The sequence below is a fragment of the Pseudomonas sp. R3-41 genome, assembly GCF_054161485.1.
The window spans coordinates 2,967,665-2,985,652 of record NZ_CP096421.1 but is presented as its reverse complement, the minus strand read 5'-3'; the positions used below and the strand labels follow the sequence as shown (position 1 = coordinate 2,985,652).

General features: G+C 53.9%; 20 protein-coding genes. 16 read left to right on the top strand and 4 right to left on the bottom strand.

The window, feature by feature from the left end:
• Positions 1-21 precede the first annotated feature (21 nt).
• The 7 genes from M1D99_RS13605 to M1D99_RS13575 all read left to right on the top strand — a co-directional run bounded on the left by M1D99_RS13605 (position 22) and on the right by M1D99_RS13575 (position 7,417).
• Positions 22-576, top strand: a complete 555-nt coding sequence (locus M1D99_RS13605; RefSeq protein WP_458132020.1) for a DUF6531 domain-containing protein — start codon at positions 22-24, stop codon at positions 574-576.
• Positions 573-1,505: an RHS repeat domain-containing protein gene (locus tag M1D99_RS13600; protein ID WP_458132019.1), complete on the top strand. Its 933-nt coding sequence runs from the start codon at positions 573-575 to the stop codon at positions 1,503-1,505. The genes M1D99_RS13605 and M1D99_RS13600 overlap by 4 nt, the downstream gene beginning before the upstream one ends.
• 17 nt (positions 1,506-1,522) lie before the next feature.
• Complete coding sequence (locus tag M1D99_RS13595) at positions 1,523-4,342, top strand: RHS repeat-associated core domain-containing protein (RefSeq protein WP_458132018.1); 2,820 nt, start codon at positions 1,523-1,525, stop codon at positions 4,340-4,342.
• The gene (locus M1D99_RS13590) at positions 4,342-4,779 is read left to right on the top strand and encodes a hypothetical protein (protein WP_434575874.1); all 438 of its coding nucleotides are present in this window, start codon (positions 4,342-4,344) and stop codon (positions 4,777-4,779) included. Before M1D99_RS13595 ends, M1D99_RS13590 begins: the two co-directional genes overlap by 1 nt.
• Before the next feature lie 529 nt (positions 4,780-5,308).
• Entirely contained in the window at positions 5,309-5,737 is a 429-nt protein-coding gene (locus tag M1D99_RS13585) for a hypothetical protein (RefSeq protein WP_458132017.1), read from the top strand.
• A 447-nt stretch (positions 5,738-6,184) separates the two neighbouring features.
• Positions 6,185-6,376 (top strand): hypothetical protein, encoded by a 192-nt coding sequence (locus M1D99_RS13580; protein ID WP_434575870.1) that lies wholly within the window; start codon positions 6,185-6,187, stop codon positions 6,374-6,376.
• Between the two features lie 510 nt (positions 6,377-6,886).
• Entirely contained in the window at positions 6,887-7,417 is a 531-nt protein-coding gene (locus M1D99_RS13575; RefSeq protein ID WP_434575868.1) for a hypothetical protein, read from the top strand.
• Between the two features lie 122 nt (positions 7,418-7,539).
• Here M1D99_RS13575 and M1D99_RS13570 read toward each other — a convergent pair whose 3' ends face one another.
• Entirely contained in the window at positions 7,540-8,433 is an 894-nt protein-coding gene (locus M1D99_RS13570; protein ID WP_434575866.1) for a LysR family transcriptional regulator, read from the bottom strand.
• Between the two features lie 125 nt (positions 8,434-8,558).
• Here M1D99_RS13570 and M1D99_RS13565 point away from each other — a divergent pair, with 125 nt between their 5' ends.
• The 6 genes from M1D99_RS13565 to M1D99_RS13540 all read left to right on the top strand — a co-directional run bounded on the left by M1D99_RS13565 (position 8,559) and on the right by M1D99_RS13540 (position 12,336).
• On the top strand, positions 8,559-9,005 hold the full coding sequence (locus M1D99_RS13565; RefSeq protein ID WP_434576449.1) for a cyclophilin-like fold protein: 447 nt from the start codon (positions 8,559-8,561) through the stop codon (positions 9,003-9,005).
• 25 nt (positions 9,006-9,030) lie between these two features.
• Positions 9,031-10,059 (top strand): alpha/beta hydrolase, encoded by a 1,029-nt coding sequence (locus tag M1D99_RS13560; RefSeq protein ID WP_458132016.1) that lies wholly within the window; start codon positions 9,031-9,033, stop codon positions 10,057-10,059.
• 24 nt (positions 10,060-10,083) lie between these two features.
• Positions 10,084-10,251: a hypothetical protein gene (locus M1D99_RS13555; protein ID WP_225917589.1), complete on the top strand. Its 168-nt coding sequence runs from the start codon at positions 10,084-10,086 to the stop codon at positions 10,249-10,251.
• Positions 10,252-10,477: 226 nt separating this feature from the next.
• A complete protein-coding gene (locus tag M1D99_RS13550) occupies positions 10,478-11,113 on the top strand; it encodes a YopT-type cysteine protease domain-containing protein (protein ID WP_186704801.1) in 636 nt (211 codons plus the stop codon).
• 170 nt (positions 11,114-11,283) lie between these two features.
• Entirely contained in the window at positions 11,284-11,445 is a 162-nt protein-coding gene (locus tag M1D99_RS13545; RefSeq protein ID WP_186704800.1) for a DUF2986 domain-containing protein, read from the top strand.
• Positions 11,446-11,520: 75 nt separating this feature from the next.
• Positions 11,521-12,336, top strand: a complete 816-nt coding sequence (locus M1D99_RS13540; protein ID WP_458132015.1) for a hypothetical protein — start codon at positions 11,521-11,523, stop codon at positions 12,334-12,336.
• Between the two features lie 18 nt (positions 12,337-12,354).
• Here the strand turns inward: M1D99_RS13540 and M1D99_RS13535 are convergent, their stop codons facing one another.
• Complete coding sequence (locus M1D99_RS13535; protein WP_458132014.1) at positions 12,355-13,002, bottom strand: DUF998 domain-containing protein; 648 nt, start codon at positions 13,000-13,002, stop codon at positions 12,355-12,357.
• Between the two features lie 236 nt (positions 13,003-13,238).
• Here M1D99_RS13535 and M1D99_RS13530 point away from each other — a divergent pair, with 236 nt between their 5' ends.
• The 3 genes from M1D99_RS13530 to M1D99_RS13520 all read left to right on the top strand — a co-directional run bounded on the left by M1D99_RS13530 (position 13,239) and on the right by M1D99_RS13520 (position 16,007).
• A complete protein-coding gene (locus tag M1D99_RS13530; RefSeq protein WP_434575854.1) occupies positions 13,239-13,532 on the top strand; it encodes a hypothetical protein in 294 nt (97 codons plus the stop codon).
• A gap of 43 nt (positions 13,533-13,575) precedes the next feature.
• Positions 13,576-14,142 (top strand): DUF6630 family protein, encoded by a 567-nt coding sequence (locus M1D99_RS13525; RefSeq protein WP_434576446.1) that lies wholly within the window; start codon positions 13,576-13,578, stop codon positions 14,140-14,142.
• A 98-nt stretch (positions 14,143-14,240) separates the two neighbouring features.
• Complete coding sequence (locus tag M1D99_RS13520; protein WP_434575853.1) at positions 14,241-16,007, top strand: S8/S53 family peptidase; 1,767 nt, start codon at positions 14,241-14,243, stop codon at positions 16,005-16,007.
• 9 nt (positions 16,008-16,016) lie between these two features.
• On the opposite strand, the gene M1D99_RS13515 is transcribed toward M1D99_RS13520, so the two are convergent.
• Positions 16,017-16,553, bottom strand: a complete 537-nt coding sequence (locus tag M1D99_RS13515; RefSeq protein ID WP_186728672.1) for a dihydrofolate reductase family protein — start codon at positions 16,551-16,553, stop codon at positions 16,017-16,019.
• 56 nt (positions 16,554-16,609) lie between these two features.
• A complete protein-coding gene (locus tag M1D99_RS13510) occupies positions 16,610-17,851 on the bottom strand; it encodes a DUF1835 domain-containing protein (RefSeq protein WP_458132013.1) in 1,242 nt (413 codons plus the stop codon).
• Between the last annotated feature and the right edge of the window lie 137 nt (positions 17,852-17,988).

The window sequence follows — 17,988 nt, the reverse complement described above, 5'->3', positions numbered from 1 at the left end:
GACATCAGAAGGAATCCTGAAATGCTACACAAACAGCTTTTTACGCACTCTCTATTGCTCTTATCACTTACAGCAAGCTTTCTTACGCTGGCAGAAGAGTATTACTGGACGATTCAACAATTCCCGAAACACCTTCAAGAGCGACAACCCTCACCCGAATTGGCCTGTAGATGGTTACATGAAGAATATGAAGAAACCTGGAATTACACGCCAGCGGTGGCAACGGAGGAAGATCACATCTGGTATTGCCACATGATATATGGCAAGGATCCGTTAAACGACTCTTTTGGCGCTGTAGCCATTCTCCGCAGCGGCAACACATGCAGCGAAAACCAACAATTCAATAAGTCATCAGGCCAATGCGAGACTCAAGGCCTCGACAGTGGCTGCCCCTTGAGCCTGGCGGGAAACCCAATAAATTTCGCGACAGGCTACAAAATACAAACGGAGAACGATTACTCAACTGCGCATTCACACCCAAGTGCAAATCCACTTAACTTCTCAAGATTCTACAGAAGCGTTGATGGCGTATGGCGCACAGTTATTCATCCAGGCTCAGCCTCGAAGAAAACTTGACCACGCTTTTTCACCTTGATGGAAGTCGATCCTTTTTTGAAAAAAATGGGACATCTTATGAGGCGAGGCCACCCGAAACAGGAACACTCGTTTATCAGTCGGACCGTTGGAGCTATCACGCCAGCAATAATCGCTCACTTGAATTTGATAGCAACGGAAGGTTAATTGCGCTTATTAAATCAGGTAGCGCGCTGAGCATCGCCTATTTAGACAACGTTGCGACCGTTACTGATGGTTTTGGTAACACCTTAAAATTTACCGAGGACACGTTAAAACAACCTCTTACCGTTACTGCGGGCGACGTAAGCATTAGCTATACCTTCAACAATTACAAACAGCTAACCTCCATGACCAAAACCTATCCGACCCATACGGAGAATAAACAATATCTCTACGAAGACCCGAAAGGTAGCAGACTGCTGACCGGCATTATAGATGAGCGCGGGGTACGTTATGCCACATGGACTTATGATGATCAAGGGCGCGCCATTACGAGTGAACACGCAGCCGGTATGGAAAAAATCTCAGTCGACTACAACCCTGATGGGTCATCAACGGTAATCAACGCACTGGGTAAGAAAATTCGATATCAATTTGAATTGATTCAAGGCGTCAAACGCATCAAGTCCATTGCGGGCCTTCCATCAGCCAATTGTCCCGACAGCAACTCAACTTTCACCTACGACACCCGCGGTCTGCTGACAACAAAAACAGACAACAACGGCAATATAACCACTTATCTCTACAACGACCGAGGCCTGGAAACCTCTCGCACGGAAGCGAGCGGCACTTCTCAAGCGAGAACAACCACCACCGAATGGCACCCGACGCTGTATTCCCCAGTGCGCATAAACGAACCGGATCGCTCCATTCACTACACCTACGACACTCAAGGGCGCCAACTCAGTAAAACAACAATTTCACGTTAATTCAGAAGGATCTGAATATGAACACATTGACATGCAAGGTTGCTCTGCTCGCCCTCGCTTTGGGCGGAACCATTACCACCCTTCCTCTTTGCCAAGCCGCCGAACGTGGCTGGTCGCTCACCTACAATACCCAGGGGCAGCTGGAGTCGTCAGATGGGCCCCGAACAGATGTCAGCGACATTACCCGCTACGCTTACGATGCCAAAGGACATCTGGCGCGCATTATCAACGCGCTCGAGCACACCACCACACTCTCCAACTTTGACGCCGCCGGCAACCCTAAGACAGTTGTCGATTCCAATGGTGTTATTACAAACCTGACTTATGCACCACAAGGCTGGGTGAAGTCGTTGAGTACCGCAACCGACACTGTTCGCCTTGAGCACAATGCCGTGGGCGACATCACCAAGATCATTCGTGCAGACAATAGCTGGTCGACTTACACATGGGACGACGCAAGGCGGCTCATCCGAGTGACCAATAACGCAGGGGAACAGATCGAATTTGATCTCGACCCGATGGGGAACCGGACCGCGGTACGGATCAAGGACAAGACCGGTAAGCTGACCAAACAACATCAATGGGTGTATGACGAACTGGGTCGTTTGCTGCGCTCAGTGGGTGCGGCCGGCCAGACAAGCCAGACACAGTACGACCTCAACGATAATCCGATCGCGCTGACCAATCCCCGCAATCACAGTCACCAACGGGCCTTTGATTCACTGAACCGATGGGTGACGCATACTGACCCGCTTAATGGCATCACTCAACTTGAGTACGACGCTCAAGATAACCTCACGCACGTCCGCGACCCACGGGGTGTAACCACTCAATATCAATACGACGGCCTGGGGAACCTGACGCGGTTGAACAGCCCTGACAGCGGCGCCACTGACTATCAGTACGATGCCGCAGGCAACGTAACGCAACAAGTGGACGCGCGTGGTGTGGTCACGACTTTTACCTACGATGCGCTCAATCGCCTGACCGCCCGCCGCTATCCGACGAATCCGGCACTGGACGTTCAGTTCCACTACGATTCGATTGCCGCCGGTAACAAAGGCATCGGCCGACTGACAGCCGTGGAGGACGTCAACGGGGTGTTGAATTACACCTACGACGCCCAAGGCAACGTTACAGCCCAGCGGCAAACAGCGCCCGCAAACACAACGACTCAGCCAGAACAAATCGGCTATGGATACGATGTCGCCAATCGGTTGAGCAGGATCGATTATCCAACAGGTTTCAGCGTCGTCTACTCGCGCAACACCACAGGACAAATCAGCCATGTGCAGGTCCGGCGCGGCACGGGGCAGCCGACCGCGTTCGCCAGCAATATCACGTATCAACCTTTCGGTCCGCTTAAAAGCCTGACCTGGGCCAACGGTACTACGCTTCAACGTACCTATGATCTGGACTATCGGCTGACCGCTCAAGCCGTTGCCGGCCAGAGCAACGCCTATACCTACGACGGCCAGGGAAACATGACTCAAATGCAACGCGACTCAGTCGACAACCATGGCTACAGTTATGACCCGCTGGATCGCCTGGTAGGAGAATCTACTGCTTTCAACCAGATGACTTACGTTTATGATCCCGCGGGTAACCGCACCCGAAAGGCGCTCAGCACGTTGATTGACGGCGAGTTGCGTGTCACCGCTGGCACGTCTTATCAGTATGGCGCGAGCAACAATCGGTTGACGCAGGCAGGCACCCACTCGGTAGACTTCGACGCGGCAGGCAACCTGACCGCAGACCGCGCCAATCGTCAGTTTTCCTACGACGAGCAGAATCGCCTGAGCACAGTGAAAATCAAGGGTGCTGTCAAGGCTCGGTTCCGCTACAACGCTTTCGGCCAACGAACCAAAAAAATCACCTCTCAAGGCACTACGGTATTTATCTACGGGTTGAGTGGCGAACTTCTTGTCGAGCATGTATTCGATAACCAAGGCAAGAAGCTGAGAAGTCAGTTTTATATCTGGCTCGACGGGGTGCCCTTAGGCGGCATCAGTGTGAGCTACGGTGCAACGGGCGCGCCAGCAAACAGCGCCGAGTTCTACCTCCATAGCGACCACCTCAACACACCGCGAATCGCAACGAACGCGGCGCGAACCAAGGTATGGGAGTGGGTTTCCGATGCATTTGGTACAAAGCAAGCCAGCGGACAACTGGAAATCAACCTGCGATTTCCCGGTCAGTATTACGATGTCGAGACTGGACTCCACTATAACTATTTTCGTGATTACGACCCGAAGACTGGACGCTATGTGCAGAGTGATCCGATTGGGCTCAATGGTGGCCTTAATACCTATGGGTACGTAGAGGGGAACCCAATTTCCAAGTTCGATTTCTGGGGGCAGCAATCAGCATTCCCAGGAGTCGGCGGCATGAGTGCGGATCAACTTTCTAACTACGGGAAAGCGCAATCTACTATGAGTTCACCTGCAGTTCAGGCTGCACAAGCAAGGGGAGCCTCAACATGGCAGAATCTTTATGCACCAGATTATGTCTCTGCCGAGGCAAGTGTTTATATGATGACATGCAGCGTGACTTACACCAGATATGGTGACGGATTTTGTGGCTGCGGTGTTACACGCGGATACCCGAGCAGTGGGTTTGGCATAAATGCATCAGCTGGTTTTCTTCTATCCCCGCTCATGCCATCAAAACTTCAGTTGAATGACTATTTGACTGACCATGGAGCATCGGCCAACTATTACTACGGTTTTGGCGGTGCTTTTGCTGGAAACGCTGCCGGCGCAGCAATAAATGTCGGAGTTGGGATTGGTGGTGGTGCGGCAACTCCTGGGTCAGTTAACAGCCAGACAAACAAATAATGAAGCACAAAACAAACCACCTCATCCTGTCGGCCAAGGCCATTCTTGCCTTGATTGTCCTATCCACTATTTTTTACTGGACTACAAGTCAAAGAGAGAAAAAAAATAGCTACGTGGGGATTTCAGTCCTTATTAGTGAAGCTGAGAAAGTCCGCCCTCCTGGTGGTGCTGTACTCATAAACGAATCGAGCAATCACAAGATGAGCACAGCGATAGTTTCAAAACGATATAAGACCGCACTGACCCAAAGCCAAATTTTCGATTATTACAAATCAGGTCTCGAGTCAACTGGATGGAGCCGTATAAATGATAGTGGTCTCATCAGTGAGTACTGCAAGGGGGTATTGCGTGCAGGGGTTGAGTTCAACCCAAACATAGGCTTCTACACATTTTCTATAACTTGGCGGCAGCGGATTGCTGCCAAATGCGGCACTTAATTTAATGTAAAAACCAGCAACCTGCGACAAGAATTTAGCTTTGCGATGCTCATTGCATCGAAACAGCCTTGCGCTCCCCCTTCAAGCAAAGCGGACTAAACGACAGTTATTAAACAAATGAAAAAACATTACTTCTCACACTAGCTACTCGAGCAGATCGCGAGCAGATTGGAATAGATAAATGCTTGGATAGTGGGAACCGTTGAAACCATGAAAAAGCCAGTGTGAGCACGAGGAAAAATTGGAATTAACAATTTAAACTTGATGACCCACCTATCAGTTTCCTAGCGTTACGGCTTGCACCAAGCCGTAACGTTTATTTAGTGAAACCTAAACACCATTACAACTATCACTGATGACTTTGGCAACACATTAAAAGTCACTATGACGCAAACAAGCAACCTCTTACCGTCACAGCGGACAACGTAAACATTAGCTACGCCTATAATGATTTACAAACGACTTTCTTCGATGACCACAAACCATCCAAACCACACTGAAAACAAACAATACCTCAGAGGCACTCAAAATGATCTACATTGAAGAAAACAACTTTGAGAGGCAAATGGACTTGATTTCTGCACTTGCAAATCAGGCACCTTTTGACTTAGTTGCCTGGTTGCATCCGGACTCCACCATCGATACCATATTAGGCGCCAGCGTTTATAAATCAATCACAGTTAATGCAGCGCCAGTTACCACTTACACAAATGACGTTATTGCCAGCTGCACTCAGCGACTTCGGATGACCGACGCATTAATAAATAACATCACCCAAGAAAAAAACATCATAGTAAAAAATTGTGACAGCCTATGTATCTACAGCCCCGAAAACCCTGAATGGCAAGCATGTACAATAGGTCACGAAGGAATGATATTGGTTAGAGATTTGGCTCTACTTAGTTATTTAAAGTCCTTAGATTTCAATGCATCACTGCATGCGCCATCTTGGTGGTGACTCACCGACACAAAACATGTAATGCCTAGAGCGCTACGATCCACTCATTCGCACAGAACGTAGCGTTCCACTATTGAAAACATTGTCGACCGCCTCAATCTCTCACCGCCCTGACGCTGAAACTATTATTGGAGGGCTATTGGTGCCGGTCTACGCGTAGGACTGAATTGGTATCTTATCGACAAGCTACTAAGCGAATCCGAACCTGACGCAGAAGAAAAAAAACCAATAGCTGACCTGTCCGGAAAAAATGGAGCCAAGGGCATCCCAAACTGGGCTAACGGAGAAAGATCATTCAAAGGCGAATCTGCAAAATATTTTGCTGATCGTCTTTTGGGCAAAAAATACGGAGAAAATGGATACAACAAAGGACTCGCATCGGAGCATAATAAAACAAGGAAATAGAGTGATCGTGCGTTCGAACCCGACAACTATAGAGATCCCGTGATGAATTTTGTTTACATAGTCATACACACACATCAAATGCCAGATAGAAATGACGATATAAAATTTATAGGAGTCTATGCGGATCATGCATCAGCAGAAGAAGCCGTAAAAAGAGCAAGCCTTAAAACTGGATTCTCGGAAACCAAAGATGAGGTTTTTTCACCTATGCACCAGATGAAAAATAGACACTGAGTTTGAAATGCCGACATTGATCGCCTAGAGGCGGATTGAACAAGCTGTGCAAGTCCGGCTTAACGGCTCTGAACAGGACAAACAATGATCAAATATGTTTTTTAATACTGGGGCTATTTTATATAAGTCTGATGATAATGGCGTATCCACATGCAAAAAAGGGCCAAAGTATTGTAGTGGCCGGACCATGGTGGTGCCTCTATAAGAATAGCTATAAAGAAAGCGTTGGAAATCTCTGCAATTTTGGCAGAATCATCCTAGGACTCGACCTAATCCTTCTTGCTTATATTTATTTATAGCGATATCAAAACGGTCTCTGCGTCACCGCCTCGTCAAGGGGCGGTCTTCAGAAGATAAACCACTGACAGCACACTCGCGATTGCCACAGTATCGGCGGCGCTTTTTCCGAAAACTCCATGGCGACCATCTCATTACACCGCGCAGCGCAACGAACGCAATGCGGGAAAAGAAGTGGAATTTCAACCTTAAGGACAGAGGCGAGCTCTGAAGATGCATACTATCAATACTATTCTTAAACTGTCGAAAACAACAGCAACACTAATTACCATGGTGCCTGTGGCTTCTGCTGCCATCGTGCTCAGATACCAAGAACCTGTGAGTATTGAACGTATTTGCGAGGAGTCGCCACCCCTGCTAATAAATAATTTCTACAGCTGCAGCCATATTGATCTGGCCTTGAGCTCCCTTGAGGCGCAAGGCTACAAGCCTACAACTCTAGAAAGCTTAGAAAAAAACAGTGGCCTTCTGCGGAAAAAATTCTCCTTAAAAATATTTGAAGTACCCTACTACAAGATAGACAGCAACACCGGCACTGCGCAATTCGGCTTTATAAATGGACGATTATTTTCCATATCCTACTTTCCGAAAGCATCAGACACCGTACTCGAAAAACACCCAGCAAATAAATCCGGGACACTGACTGTAAAACACCTGAGCAGCCACCAAGATTTGAAATACATATCATGGTCAAATAATTACCTTGAAACCTATATCACTTGGTGGATATCGAGATTCTCATAAGGGCTAGCATATGAATTACTAAGTGTTACGACTATGACTACTTGAAAATCGTATCCACGAATCGACGTTTGCATGAACTAGTAGACATGCGCCGCCCCCCTTATTTGAAGCATCGCTCGCCCTTAATCGGCTTGACGCAACGCATTGGCAACCAATGTAAACGCAGGCGAAGGTTGCCGCCGGCTGGGGTAGTACAAATAGTAGCCTGAAAACGGCGGACACCAGTCTTCCAGCACGCGCACCAACCGCCCCTCTTGAAGGTGGGGTTCAAACTCCTCTTCTGGCAGATAGGCAATGCCCAGCCCAGCGACTGCCGCCTGCACGATATGAGTCGACGTGTTGAAAATGAGTTGGCCATCTACTCGCACGTTCACCTGCTTGCCCCGTCGCTCGAAATCCCACACATAGAGCCCGCCCGATGTCGGCATGCGCTGGTTGATACAACGATGGTTCACCAGGTCGCGCGGATGCCCGGGAATGGCACGATTGGCAAAGTACGCTGGCGAAGCCACGGCAGCCATTCGCAACGCAGGGCCGATCGGGACCGCGATCATGTCCTTGTCGATGGTATCGCCCAGGCGCACGCCCGCATCAAAACGATCCGCCACGATGTCCCGAAATTCGTAGCAGACGTCGAACTCGACATTGATATCCGGGTAATCGTGCAGCAGCCCGGTCAGTTTGGGCAGCAAGGTCGTGCGCAGGACATGATCGCCGCAGGTGATGCGCACGGTGCCCGCGGGCTTGTCGCGCATTTCCGTGAGCCTATCCAGCTCGGCTTCTATTTCATCGAAGCGATTACCGATGGCGTGCAACAGCCGTTCGCCCGCAAGGGTCGGCGAAACGCTGCGGGTGGTCCGCGTCAGCAAGCGGATCTGCAAGCGTGCTTCCAACCCACTGATTGCCTGGCTCAGCGCCGATTGGGTGACGCCCAGCGCCCCGGCAGCTCGCGTGAAGCTGCCTTCGCGCGCCACCGTGACGAAAGACAGCAAATCGTTGAGGTTTCTTTTGACCATGGCAGCAGCACTTCAAGCAGATTGATTAGCCATGCTTATAGCCTTGTTAAGCATTCATTAGCTAGTCGCATCACTGTTCGCAAGTCACCATGAACCCTATGAACAGACACCCATGCACAACTGCGATGCGATCGGCCGGGCGTGGTTTGCTGGCGGTAATGCTCGTGTTTGGCGGCTACGCAACGATGAGTGGTGCCGCGTCGGCGCCCTCGAAAACGGAGAACAGGGTGATGTGGATGACCGTCGGCGAACACCGCTTCGCCATCACCTTGGCCGACAACGCGGCCACCCGCGCGTTTGTCACGTTGTTGCCGCTGACGGTGGCGATGAGCGATCTCAACCGTAACGAGAAATACGCCACCCTTCCCCAGGTGCTACCAGCCGAAGCCAGCAAGCCGGGAACGATCCGCAACGGCAACTTGATGCTGTATGGCACGGACACCTTGGTCGTCTTTTATACGAACTTCAACTCGACCTACGCCTACACCCGCCTTGGGCAAGTGGACGACACCGAGAAGTTGGCTCAAGCGCTGGGCCGGCGAGATGTGCAAGTGAGCTTTTCCCAACACTGATGACGCCCCATCGACAGGATCCCCAATGAAAAAGATCATCGTTTTACTCACCCTTCTTGTCACTTCGCTCACAGCCATAGGAGCCGATATGTCCAACGGCGCAGATAACTTTTATACCAGCGATGACGTAACCGTACAGAAGGTCAATTTCAAGAACCAATATCAAATGAACGTGGCAGGTAACCTGTTCATTCCGAAAAAACTCAATGGCAAGACCAGAAGCCCGGCGATTGTCGTCGGCCACCCGATGGGCGCGGTCAAGGAGCAGAGCGCCAACCTCTATGCCACGAAAATGGCGGAAAAAGGCTTCGTGACCCTTTCCCTGGACTTGTCGTTCTGGGGCGAAAGCGAGGGGCGGCCGCGTAATGCCGTCTCGCCGGATATCTATGCCGAGGACTTCAGCGCCGCGGTGGACTTTCTCAGCGCCCAGCCTTTCGTCGACAAGGAGCGGATTGGCGCGATCGGCATCTGTGGCAGTGGCAGCTTCGTGATCAGCGCAGCCAAGATCGACCCACGCATGAAAGCCATTGCTACGGTGAGCATGTACGACATGGGCGGCGTCAATCGCAACGGGTTGAAACATTCCCAAACGCTCGAACAGCGCCGGTCGATCATTGCCCAAGCCACCCAGCAGCGTAACGTCGAGTTTGCCGGCGGTGAAACGCTTTATACCAGCGGTACGGTGCACCAGTTGGACGCCAACACTCATCCTATCCAACGTGAATTCTTTGATTTTTACCGCACCCCGCGCGGCGAGTTCACGCCATCCGGCTCGTCGAAAGACCTGACCACCCACCCGACGCTGACCAGCAACATCAAGTTCATGAACTTCTACCCGCTCAATGACATCGAGACCATTTCACCGCATCCGATGTTGTTCATTGCAGCGGCCGATGCGCACTCCCGGGAATTCAGCGAGGAGGCTTATAAGCTCGCCGGTCAGCCCAAGGAGCTTGTCATCATTCCTGGGGCTGGCCATGTCGATCTTTATGATCGGGTCGACCTCATTCCGTTCGATAAGCTGACGACGTTCTTCCAGAGCAATCTGAAGTAATATCTGGCCCAGTCGATGTGGGGCGTGGCCAGACTCCCCGGCGGCCCGTTGATTCGCAAGGATGTGGTCGATCCATTGCGCTACCTCGGCCACCCGGTGGTACGCCGCAATTACGAGGCCAGCAGGGACGTCGCCTCCCTCGGACCGATTGCTACCCGAAACAGCACCTACGCGTTGCAAGAATACGGGTAGCGTGATCGTGCCTCGCCAGCGCTCATGGCAGATGGAAAATGTTCGCCTGGCGTTGATGGCAGAATGCTGCTTGCTTGGCTACCATTTCTCAACGCATACCCTCTTCGAGGTTGGAATCGTTTCTGGCGTAAACCAACAGCCAGTCAGAGCATCCCTGTCGATAGGCAGGAAAGGTATGTTTCAACGTTAACCTTCAAAAATTCATAGCGTTACAAGGAGAGTAAGCATGAACCTAGACTGGCCAGCGTTGGGCTTGAATAACGTAGAACACTCTTTTGGAACCAAGTTTGGCGCCAGCGCCAATCCTTTTCTTCAAAAAGCACTGAAGGATCAAAAGAAAAACGGCAACTGCTTCGCTTACTCGATGCTCTGGTGCCGTCAAAGCATAAAGTTGAACCGCAAGCTTCAGAGCAAGAATGAGTTAATCACGCACATGCCACTCATGGTCGCAGCGCAAGCGATGCAGTCGCAGCAGGTGCGGCAGAACAAAAAGGGCGCCTACGGAGCAGAGGGCATGCTGGGCGAGGCCTATTACCAAGCGATGGCGGCTGCATTCTGCGTTAGCGCAGCGGAGGTTGGCAAAGATGTTGGATCTATTTTGAGCGACCACAACGGCTGGCTCGACTTGGTCACCAAGTCAGAAGGGCACTATGTAATAGCCTTTATCTTCTCCGGTGGAGGAGCGCACGCTGTAGCGGCGTCGAATAAAGGTAGGGAGCTGGTATTTTTTGATCCCATTTATGGCCAGTATTCAGTCGATAATTACGCGCCATGGGAGCTGATGCAGTACTACGCCGATGTCAAGAAAGGCTGCGACAGCTACGGCTTTATAACGAATTGGATCGCGGTCAGCGTGACCTGAGGCAGCTTCATGTCGACGTCGAATCGGATGACTGATTGGCGGCACGTGCATCGTCAGTTATTTATTGAGCAACGGTCATTTCCCACAAGGCCTGTTGCCAACGTCAGGAACAATCCTGAGAAAACGGAAAACTGATACCATCCGGACATTGACACGCTGAGCAGAACAACATGAATCGCCGCAAGAAAATAAACCAGTTATTGAAGGCTAACGCCAAGAAAGCCAGTGCCAAGCTGGCGCCCAAAAACAAGAATCAATACATCAGCAAAGCCGACCGCCTGAAATTGGCAGCTGAAGCCAATGACGCGCCCATTACGTCCCCGGAAAGCTGAGCCACGTCGCGCCCCTTCTTTGAAGCGCTGCTCATTCAAGGCAAGATACGCCCCTTAACCGCAAGGAGCGCATGAATGAGCCCCCTTACCTACCGCCGTCGCACAATCCCCATCCTGATAGGGGCGGCAGCCTTGGCCGTTCTTCCTGGCTGCCATCAGGCGACCTATGAACAGAAAATGGACGCCTGGGTCGACAGCGGCGGGAAGTCCATGCCGACATTCCTTACTTCGGAAGAAATCAAACGGCTGGAAGAAAGACGTTACATCAGGGTTCTGCGTGCCACCTTGGTTCGCGACGCGCTCTACGCCAATCCCCAAGGTCTGCGGGGAAGTGTCAAGTTAACGATGAAGCTGGATCGCCAGGGAGATGTGCGGCTTTGCGAGGCTAAGTCTGCTGAAGCCGGCACCCCCTCCCGTTTGGTGAACCTCATGGCCGACGTTTGCTGGAGTAGAGCGTGGGGCCCCCTCCCGGAAAATCTCCAGAGTCCAAAGGATGGCGGCCTCGAAATCATCGCGCCCTTGATCGCATCAGGGGAGACGCCGTCAATGGCTGATCACGAACGTCTACGCCAACGGGATGCCGTTGAAAGTCGTTTCTTTTGGGACAACGTCGTTGCAAAGCAGTCCCTGAGCGCTTTCGGCACCGCCCGCTTCGACTTCACGGCGAACGCGAAGGGTGAGGTCATTCGGTGCGACGTAGAACTTGAAAAACACAGCCTGCGCCCGGAATACTTTCAACCCAATCCTGAGTTACGGCAGACACTCACCCAGCAATGCCTAGAGTTGAACGTCGCAAAGATGCCTGACTTTCAAGTGAAAGCTGACGGCACTGCGAAGCGCGTGGTCCGGGTGGATTATCTGCCGTGGAAAAATCACGTAGGCCAGCACTAGGAGATTTCTTTGCTGCCTTTAACGGGCGTACGCAACCTTCATATCGGCATCACCCTTTAGGGCAACAGCGGCCAACGACGCAACCCAGACCACCGAAACCCCATAGTTGAGCCGCTGGTACAGGCCAAACAAGTGCCCGTCGGCCAATGCCGTCGCCATCAGCATCACCGTTACGATGGCGAGGATTACGCAGATCGCCGAAAACATGGCGAACCTGGACGACAAAAGCTGCGACTTGCCAAGGAACGCCCACAACGCCCCCGCCAGGGTAAGCGAGATAAACATCACCAATCCCGCAAGGTTGTGGTTCTGTTGCGAAACCGACGGCTGAACCGGCGCACAACCTTGGTCACAGGAAAAATAGCCGGCCACGAAACTTGCCAAACCATGGACGAAAATCAGTGCGGCACTCAGCAAGGCCATCCGCGATGCCTTGAACCGTCTCGCCACGCCTACCGCGAAAAGCACGAACATCACACCCAGCGGAAAGTTGTTCACCCAGGCAGAGAAGCCGTGGGTTGGCGATCCAACGGCGCCTAGTTGGCTCATGGCTTGATCCAGATGGCTATAGCCTGGGTAGGCCCGGGCAGTCAGTGCGACACCCAAAAGCAGCCAGAATGGAATCAATATTCCGAAGCCTAGCAAAGCACGATCGATGGTTTTCATGAGGTGACATTCCTTGTCGTTGTGATGTCTGTTTTGTGAGGTGATGTGATGTGATGTGAAATATTGCATTGATTCAAGCGTCCAACCGCTCAATCAAGAACCGGGTGCAGGAAACTGCGAGGGGTCAATAACGTACCGGACATGGCAAGTGATTAACAGGCTCAATCCTTTGAATTCTGGAGAAAACGGATTCTACACAGAATACGCAGTCAATCATTAATCGGGATCGAAACACCATGGATGAACGCCAAACAATCATCAAGAACCAGATCCGCGCCATGGTGATCGGTGGCGAATCTGACGAGATCACCTACCGATCGGAATGGCTCGGTTACCTGCCCTTCCCGGTTTTTCATTGGATTGAACACCAGGGCGAAAGCTTTTCCAGCGACTTCCCTTTTGATTGGACCCTCGAAGATCTGGTGAGCCTAGAGCGAACGGGCTTCTTGGAAACACTAGAAGCCTACGAAAACCCGGAGGACCCTTTTGATCGGGATATCCGGTATCGCGTTCATGTGGGATGCGTATAACAGTAGACTGGAAAAGATCGGCAACCCAAGGAACGGAAAGAAAATGGGCATTCTTGATCGCTTGTTCGGCGGCCGCTTTACCCTGCCGCCACCGGAGGAAACGACGCTCAGCGACGCGGCGATCATGCGGGAGCTGCATCCTTATCGCGCCGAACTGAAGGCGTTTACCCAAGCCCTACTGGCCCGTATACCAGACGCCGAACGTGCCAGGCTGGTCAGGCGTGTGCTGCGCATTTACGGCTCGGGCCAGGAGCCGGCCACCGCGCTGGTGGAAGGCTTGCTGGATGCAGACAGAGGCCAGAAGCTCGAACACTTGGCGTTGCTAGGCGTCGACTGGAGAGGCTTTGATGGTTTCGAGTATCTGGTGCCCTATCTGGTCAGCGCCAGCGGGGTAAAAGAAACTTACCCCTACCGCTATGAGGGCACGCTGCCGATGTCGGAGACGCTGGCCAATTTCGACCGATGGCTCATGGCGTTCGACAAACGCTACCTGCACCTGGACGCTGGTGGCGACGAATATGTCGGGTTCATTGCCGATGCCGACCAGGTCGCAGCCATGATCGAACTCGCACGGCAAGCAGGTGTTGCAGTGCGCCTCGAGAGCTTTTGAACCGGAATGGGTATTTGCTGAATCTCGTTATCCCGCTGAACGAAGCACACCGCATAACAGTCGGAGCAACAAGACCCTCGACAAAGAAACCTGGCCCCATGCTCCTAAGATCCACTGCTCTCGCTGCACTGTTCACCTTGGCTACCTGCACGGCGACCGCTGCGCCGGAACCGCTGCGCCTGGAAAGCCTGAAACGCTGCGGCGACCTGTTGCAAAGCCAACACCAGGACTGGTGTCTGACAGCGCGCGGGCTGGGTGATGCAACGCCGCAACTGCAACTGGCGGCAAAGGCAATACCCGCAGACACGGTCCAACGCGAAGGGAACAACCTGCGCGTGCGCCTGGACGCCGCCGACTACCAGAGCGGCCCGCTCTGGCTGGAAGACGGCTCACGCACCAGCAATGCCGCCTGGCTGACTTTGCGCAACAGTCACGTGCTGGCCGCCGGGCCGGACAAAGTAGCAAAGAACATGGACGGCCTGACCACTTATGTCGATCTGGTCAGCGTGCTGATCGAGGAAGACCGCGATGGTCGCCAGGAAGCCGAGCGCCTGGCCCACAAGTACGGCGCGAAGGTGGTCGGCAGCATCGCGCCGCTGAACCTGTACCAACTTCGCTTGCCCGCCAAGGACCTGGTGCAGCGCGATGCACTGGTGCTACGCCTGGGCAGCGAGACCAGCGTGGATGCCGTGGTGATCGAGGAGTCCTCGGCTGAAGAAACCGAGCAGGCCCCAGCCCACCCTGAAGAACCGAAAAAACCCGCCCTGGACTCCGACGAATGGGCCGCGAATCGCTTTCTCGACGCAGTGAACTATTACCAACGGCGAATCCCCGGCCGTCAGCCACCCATCCAGCCGCAACCGGTGCGCATTGGCCTGATCGAGCGCGATGTGGACTTCGACACGACGGATTTCGCGGACGACCTCGGCGCCTGCTCGCCGCCGCGCACTTGCGTGTACGCCCGCGATGCAGACAAACCGGACAATCACGGCACGACCGTCGCCGGCATCCTCGCCGCACGTTGGGATGACAGCGGCAACACCGGTTTCCTCCGTGGCCTGGACAAGGCCAGCGGTGGCTTCGAGGTCATCGTCGAACGTAACTCCGATGCCGGCATCACCGCCAACATCGCCGCCTCGGTCAACCTCGTGGAAGACGGCGTGCGTGTGCTCAATTGGAGCTGGGGCATCCACCGCGTCGGCGCCAAAGACATCAAGGGCGATGACGTCGACTCGCTGCTGCGCTCGGGCCTCGCCATGGGTGGCTACGAAGAACTGCTGGAAGAGTTTTTCCTTTGGCTGCGCAAGGCGCATCCCGACGTGATCGTGGTGAACTCCGCCGGCAATGGTTCTTCCTTCTCGGGCAGCGACGAATATCGCCTGCCCTCCTCCTTCATCACAGAGCAATTGCTCGTGGTCGGCGGGCACCAGCGCAGCGAGCATACTGGCGTTGCCGTCGACGACCCGGCCTATGCGGTCAAACGCAGCTCCTCGAACATCGACATGCGCGTCGACATCACCGCCGCCGCTTGCGCCCACGCCTCGACGACCCGCGCCGGCCAGGACAGCGCCGTGCATTGCGGCACGTCCTACGCCACGCCCATGGTCGCGGGCCTGCTGGCGGCGATGCTGTCCATCAACCCGCAACTGCAACCCGAGCAATTGCGCATGCTGTTACGCCGCAGCGCCATGACCATCGGCGAAAACCACGACTTCGAACAGATGGACGGCGAAGACCTCACCGCGCCCATCCTGCCGTCGGAACGCCGCTACCAACTCAACGACAAGGACGTCGGCCGCTCGGCACGGCTGGACATGCAAAAGGCCCTGGATTTGGCGGCGCAAAGCCGTGATCGTGTGCGGTGAACCGGCGGGTCATGGGAGCAATCGGTAAGTGGATTGCACCAAGCCCGACGCAAAGCTGCGGCTGGATACGAGTTTCAAATCCACATCCTGCTCAAGCCCGCCAAACAACGGCCTCCCCGAGCCAATCAACACCGGAACGGTGGTAATCACCATATCGGTCACCAAGCCCTCGCGCAGGAACGACTGCACCACCCGCCCGCCATCCACATAGACGCGCTGCACGCCTTGGCTTGCCAGCTCCGTCATCAACGCCTTCGGTGCCAGGTTGGAGAAACGCAGCTTATTCTTCAACGCCTCGGGCACCGGCGAATCGGCCAACTGTCTGGACAGCACCACCACGGGCCGGTCGTAGAACCAGGTGTCGAAGGTCCGTACCTTTTCATAGCTCCCGCGCCCCATCACGATGACGTCCTTGTCGGTGATGAAGTCTTGATAGCCGTGGTCCTCGGATGGGTCGTCGCGTTGCAAGAGCCAGTCGATGTCACCGTCGGGCCGAGAAATGAAACCATCCAGGCTGGTGGCGATGAAGACGTGAGCGGTAGGCATTTGAGGCTCCTTTGTTGTGGTGGATATTGAAGTGTGGCCGTGAGTTGAAGACTTGTTCAGCGACGCCACACCCGCCCGTCGCTATTCACTACCCAAGGTGACCGATCAGCAACGATACGCACCCCGCCGGCCCAACGCTCTGCTGGCGCGTAATCGAGCCAGTTGATATGCCCGAGCAGCATTTGCTCGCCCAAGGCCGTGAGACGAACAAGGCGCCTCCGCCATTCACGTCCCGGCTGTTCATGCACCAAGGGGTGTGGTGCATCGATCAACAGTCGCAGCAGCGCGTGGAACATCAGATCGCCCAAATAAGGCAGAGGCTCATAGCTCATCATTAGATGGCTGAACACCTTACCAGCAGGCAGCTCGCCATGATCGGCGAGCACACGCAGCACCAGCCGCTGAGTCAGACTCAAGCCGTCGCCTGCCCCGGGAAGCTCCTGCAGTTGTCTCGCCAAAGCAGGCCCGAGCAGCGGCAGCGCGGGATGCAAGTGTGCTGCAAGGCCTGCCCAGTCGCCTGGGTCCGCTGCGGTGTAGGCGGCCCATGCTTCGCGCGCCAGTGCCAACGCGTCCTCACCGAGCGAGCGCCGTTGCGACCAGAGCCAGGGGAGCAAATCCGGGGCAAGCTGACCAATGCCAATAAAGCGCTCCACGCCGGGTACCCGGCTGATTTCAATCAATTCGAGCCTGCGCGGCAAGGCCGGTAAACTCGCCAGTAACCGGACCAGAAACAATTGATCGTAGGCATCGCCCTCGCACCACAGTACCAGTTCACTGTCCGCGTCCAGTTTTGCCAGCGCGTCACGCTGCATGGCCTGGCGCTGTTGAATATCACGGTGAGAGAGCCCAAATGCCTGTTCCAAGAAACTGGCTCGCACTGACCAGTAATCATCGTCAGGTAATGCGGGGACCGGGCCCATCACCATCGGATCATCAAACATATGAAACGAACCTGAAAAACCAGCCACCCGCAGGCTGTGCTCGATGTCGTTACCGCATCGCCAATGCTGGACCGCCGCTTCGCTAGTCGCAACGAACCCCGGATGACGTGCGGCGAACGTCACGCCATCGGTGTGGGCAACCAGCTTGGGCCAACTGGCGAAACCAGCCTCACGGGCGACCAGCCATTGTGTGTCGGCCAGTCGATAGTCCGGGCCAGACAAGCCCATTGCGCGCAGCTGCTCACGCACATTGTCGGCTTCATGGTTTTTCAGTGCCTTCAAAAGACGCTTGGCGCGCTTACGCAGGAAGGGTAAATCGAGGAGACCGTGATGACGGGAAGCGTTGGTGGCGGGCATGCCAACTCCTTACAGGGCTCGGTCCGCCGACAAGCCGGGAGTTGGAATGAAAAACTCGAAAAACCTGCCTTGGGGATGACCCCTTCGCGCGGACCGCAGGCGCAGCAAACGCCCGGGGACCGACTTTAGCGGGAAGG

Bases quoted from the DNA above. Each gene is read 5' to 3' on its own strand.
- M1D99_RS13605 (WP_458132020.1), top strand. From the start codon at position 22: ATGCTACACAAACAGCTTTTTACGCACTCTCTATTGCTCTTATCACTT.
- M1D99_RS13595 (WP_458132018.1), top strand. From the start codon at position 1,523: ATGAACACATTGACATGCAAGGTTGCTCTGCTCGCCCTCGCTTTGGGC.
- M1D99_RS13590 (WP_434575874.1), top strand. From the start codon at position 4,342: ATGAAGCACAAAACAAACCACCTCATCCTGTCGGCCAAGGCCATTCTT.
- M1D99_RS13585 (WP_458132017.1), top strand. From the start codon at position 5,309: ATGATCTACATTGAAGAAAACAACTTTGAGAGGCAAATGGACTTGATT.
- M1D99_RS13580 (WP_434575870.1), top strand. From the start codon at position 6,185: ATGAATTTTGTTTACATAGTCATACACACACATCAAATGCCAGATAGA.
- M1D99_RS13575 (WP_434575868.1), top strand. From the start codon at position 6,887: ATGCATACTATCAATACTATTCTTAAACTGTCGAAAACAACAGCAACA.
- M1D99_RS13570 (WP_434575866.1), bottom strand. From the start codon at position 8,433: ATGGTCAAAAGAAACCTCAACGATTTGCTGTCTTTCGTCACGGTGGCG.
- M1D99_RS13565 (WP_434576449.1), top strand. From the start codon at position 8,559: ATGCGATCGGCCGGGCGTGGTTTGCTGGCGGTAATGCTCGTGTTTGGC.
- M1D99_RS13560 (WP_458132016.1), top strand. From the start codon at position 9,031: ATGAAAAAGATCATCGTTTTACTCACCCTTCTTGTCACTTCGCTCACA.
- M1D99_RS13550 (WP_186704801.1), top strand. From the start codon at position 10,478: ATGAACCTAGACTGGCCAGCGTTGGGCTTGAATAACGTAGAACACTCT.
- M1D99_RS13545 (WP_186704800.1), top strand. From the start codon at position 11,284: ATGAATCGCCGCAAGAAAATAAACCAGTTATTGAAGGCTAACGCCAAG.
- M1D99_RS13540 (WP_458132015.1), top strand. From the start codon at position 11,521: ATGAGCCCCCTTACCTACCGCCGTCGCACAATCCCCATCCTGATAGGG.
- M1D99_RS13535 (WP_458132014.1), bottom strand. From the start codon at position 13,002: ATGAAAACCATCGATCGTGCTTTGCTAGGCTTCGGAATATTGATTCCA.
- M1D99_RS13530 (WP_434575854.1), top strand. From the start codon at position 13,239: ATGGATGAACGCCAAACAATCATCAAGAACCAGATCCGCGCCATGGTG.
- M1D99_RS13525 (WP_434576446.1), top strand. From the start codon at position 13,576: ATGGGCATTCTTGATCGCTTGTTCGGCGGCCGCTTTACCCTGCCGCCA.
- M1D99_RS13520 (WP_434575853.1), top strand. From the start codon at position 14,241: ATGCTCCTAAGATCCACTGCTCTCGCTGCACTGTTCACCTTGGCTACC.
- M1D99_RS13515 (WP_186728672.1), bottom strand. From the start codon at position 16,553: ATGCCTACCGCTCACGTCTTCATCGCCACCAGCCTGGATGGTTTCATT.
- M1D99_RS13510 (WP_458132013.1), bottom strand. From the start codon at position 17,851: ATGCCCGCCACCAACGCTTCCCGTCATCACGGTCTCCTCGATTTACCC.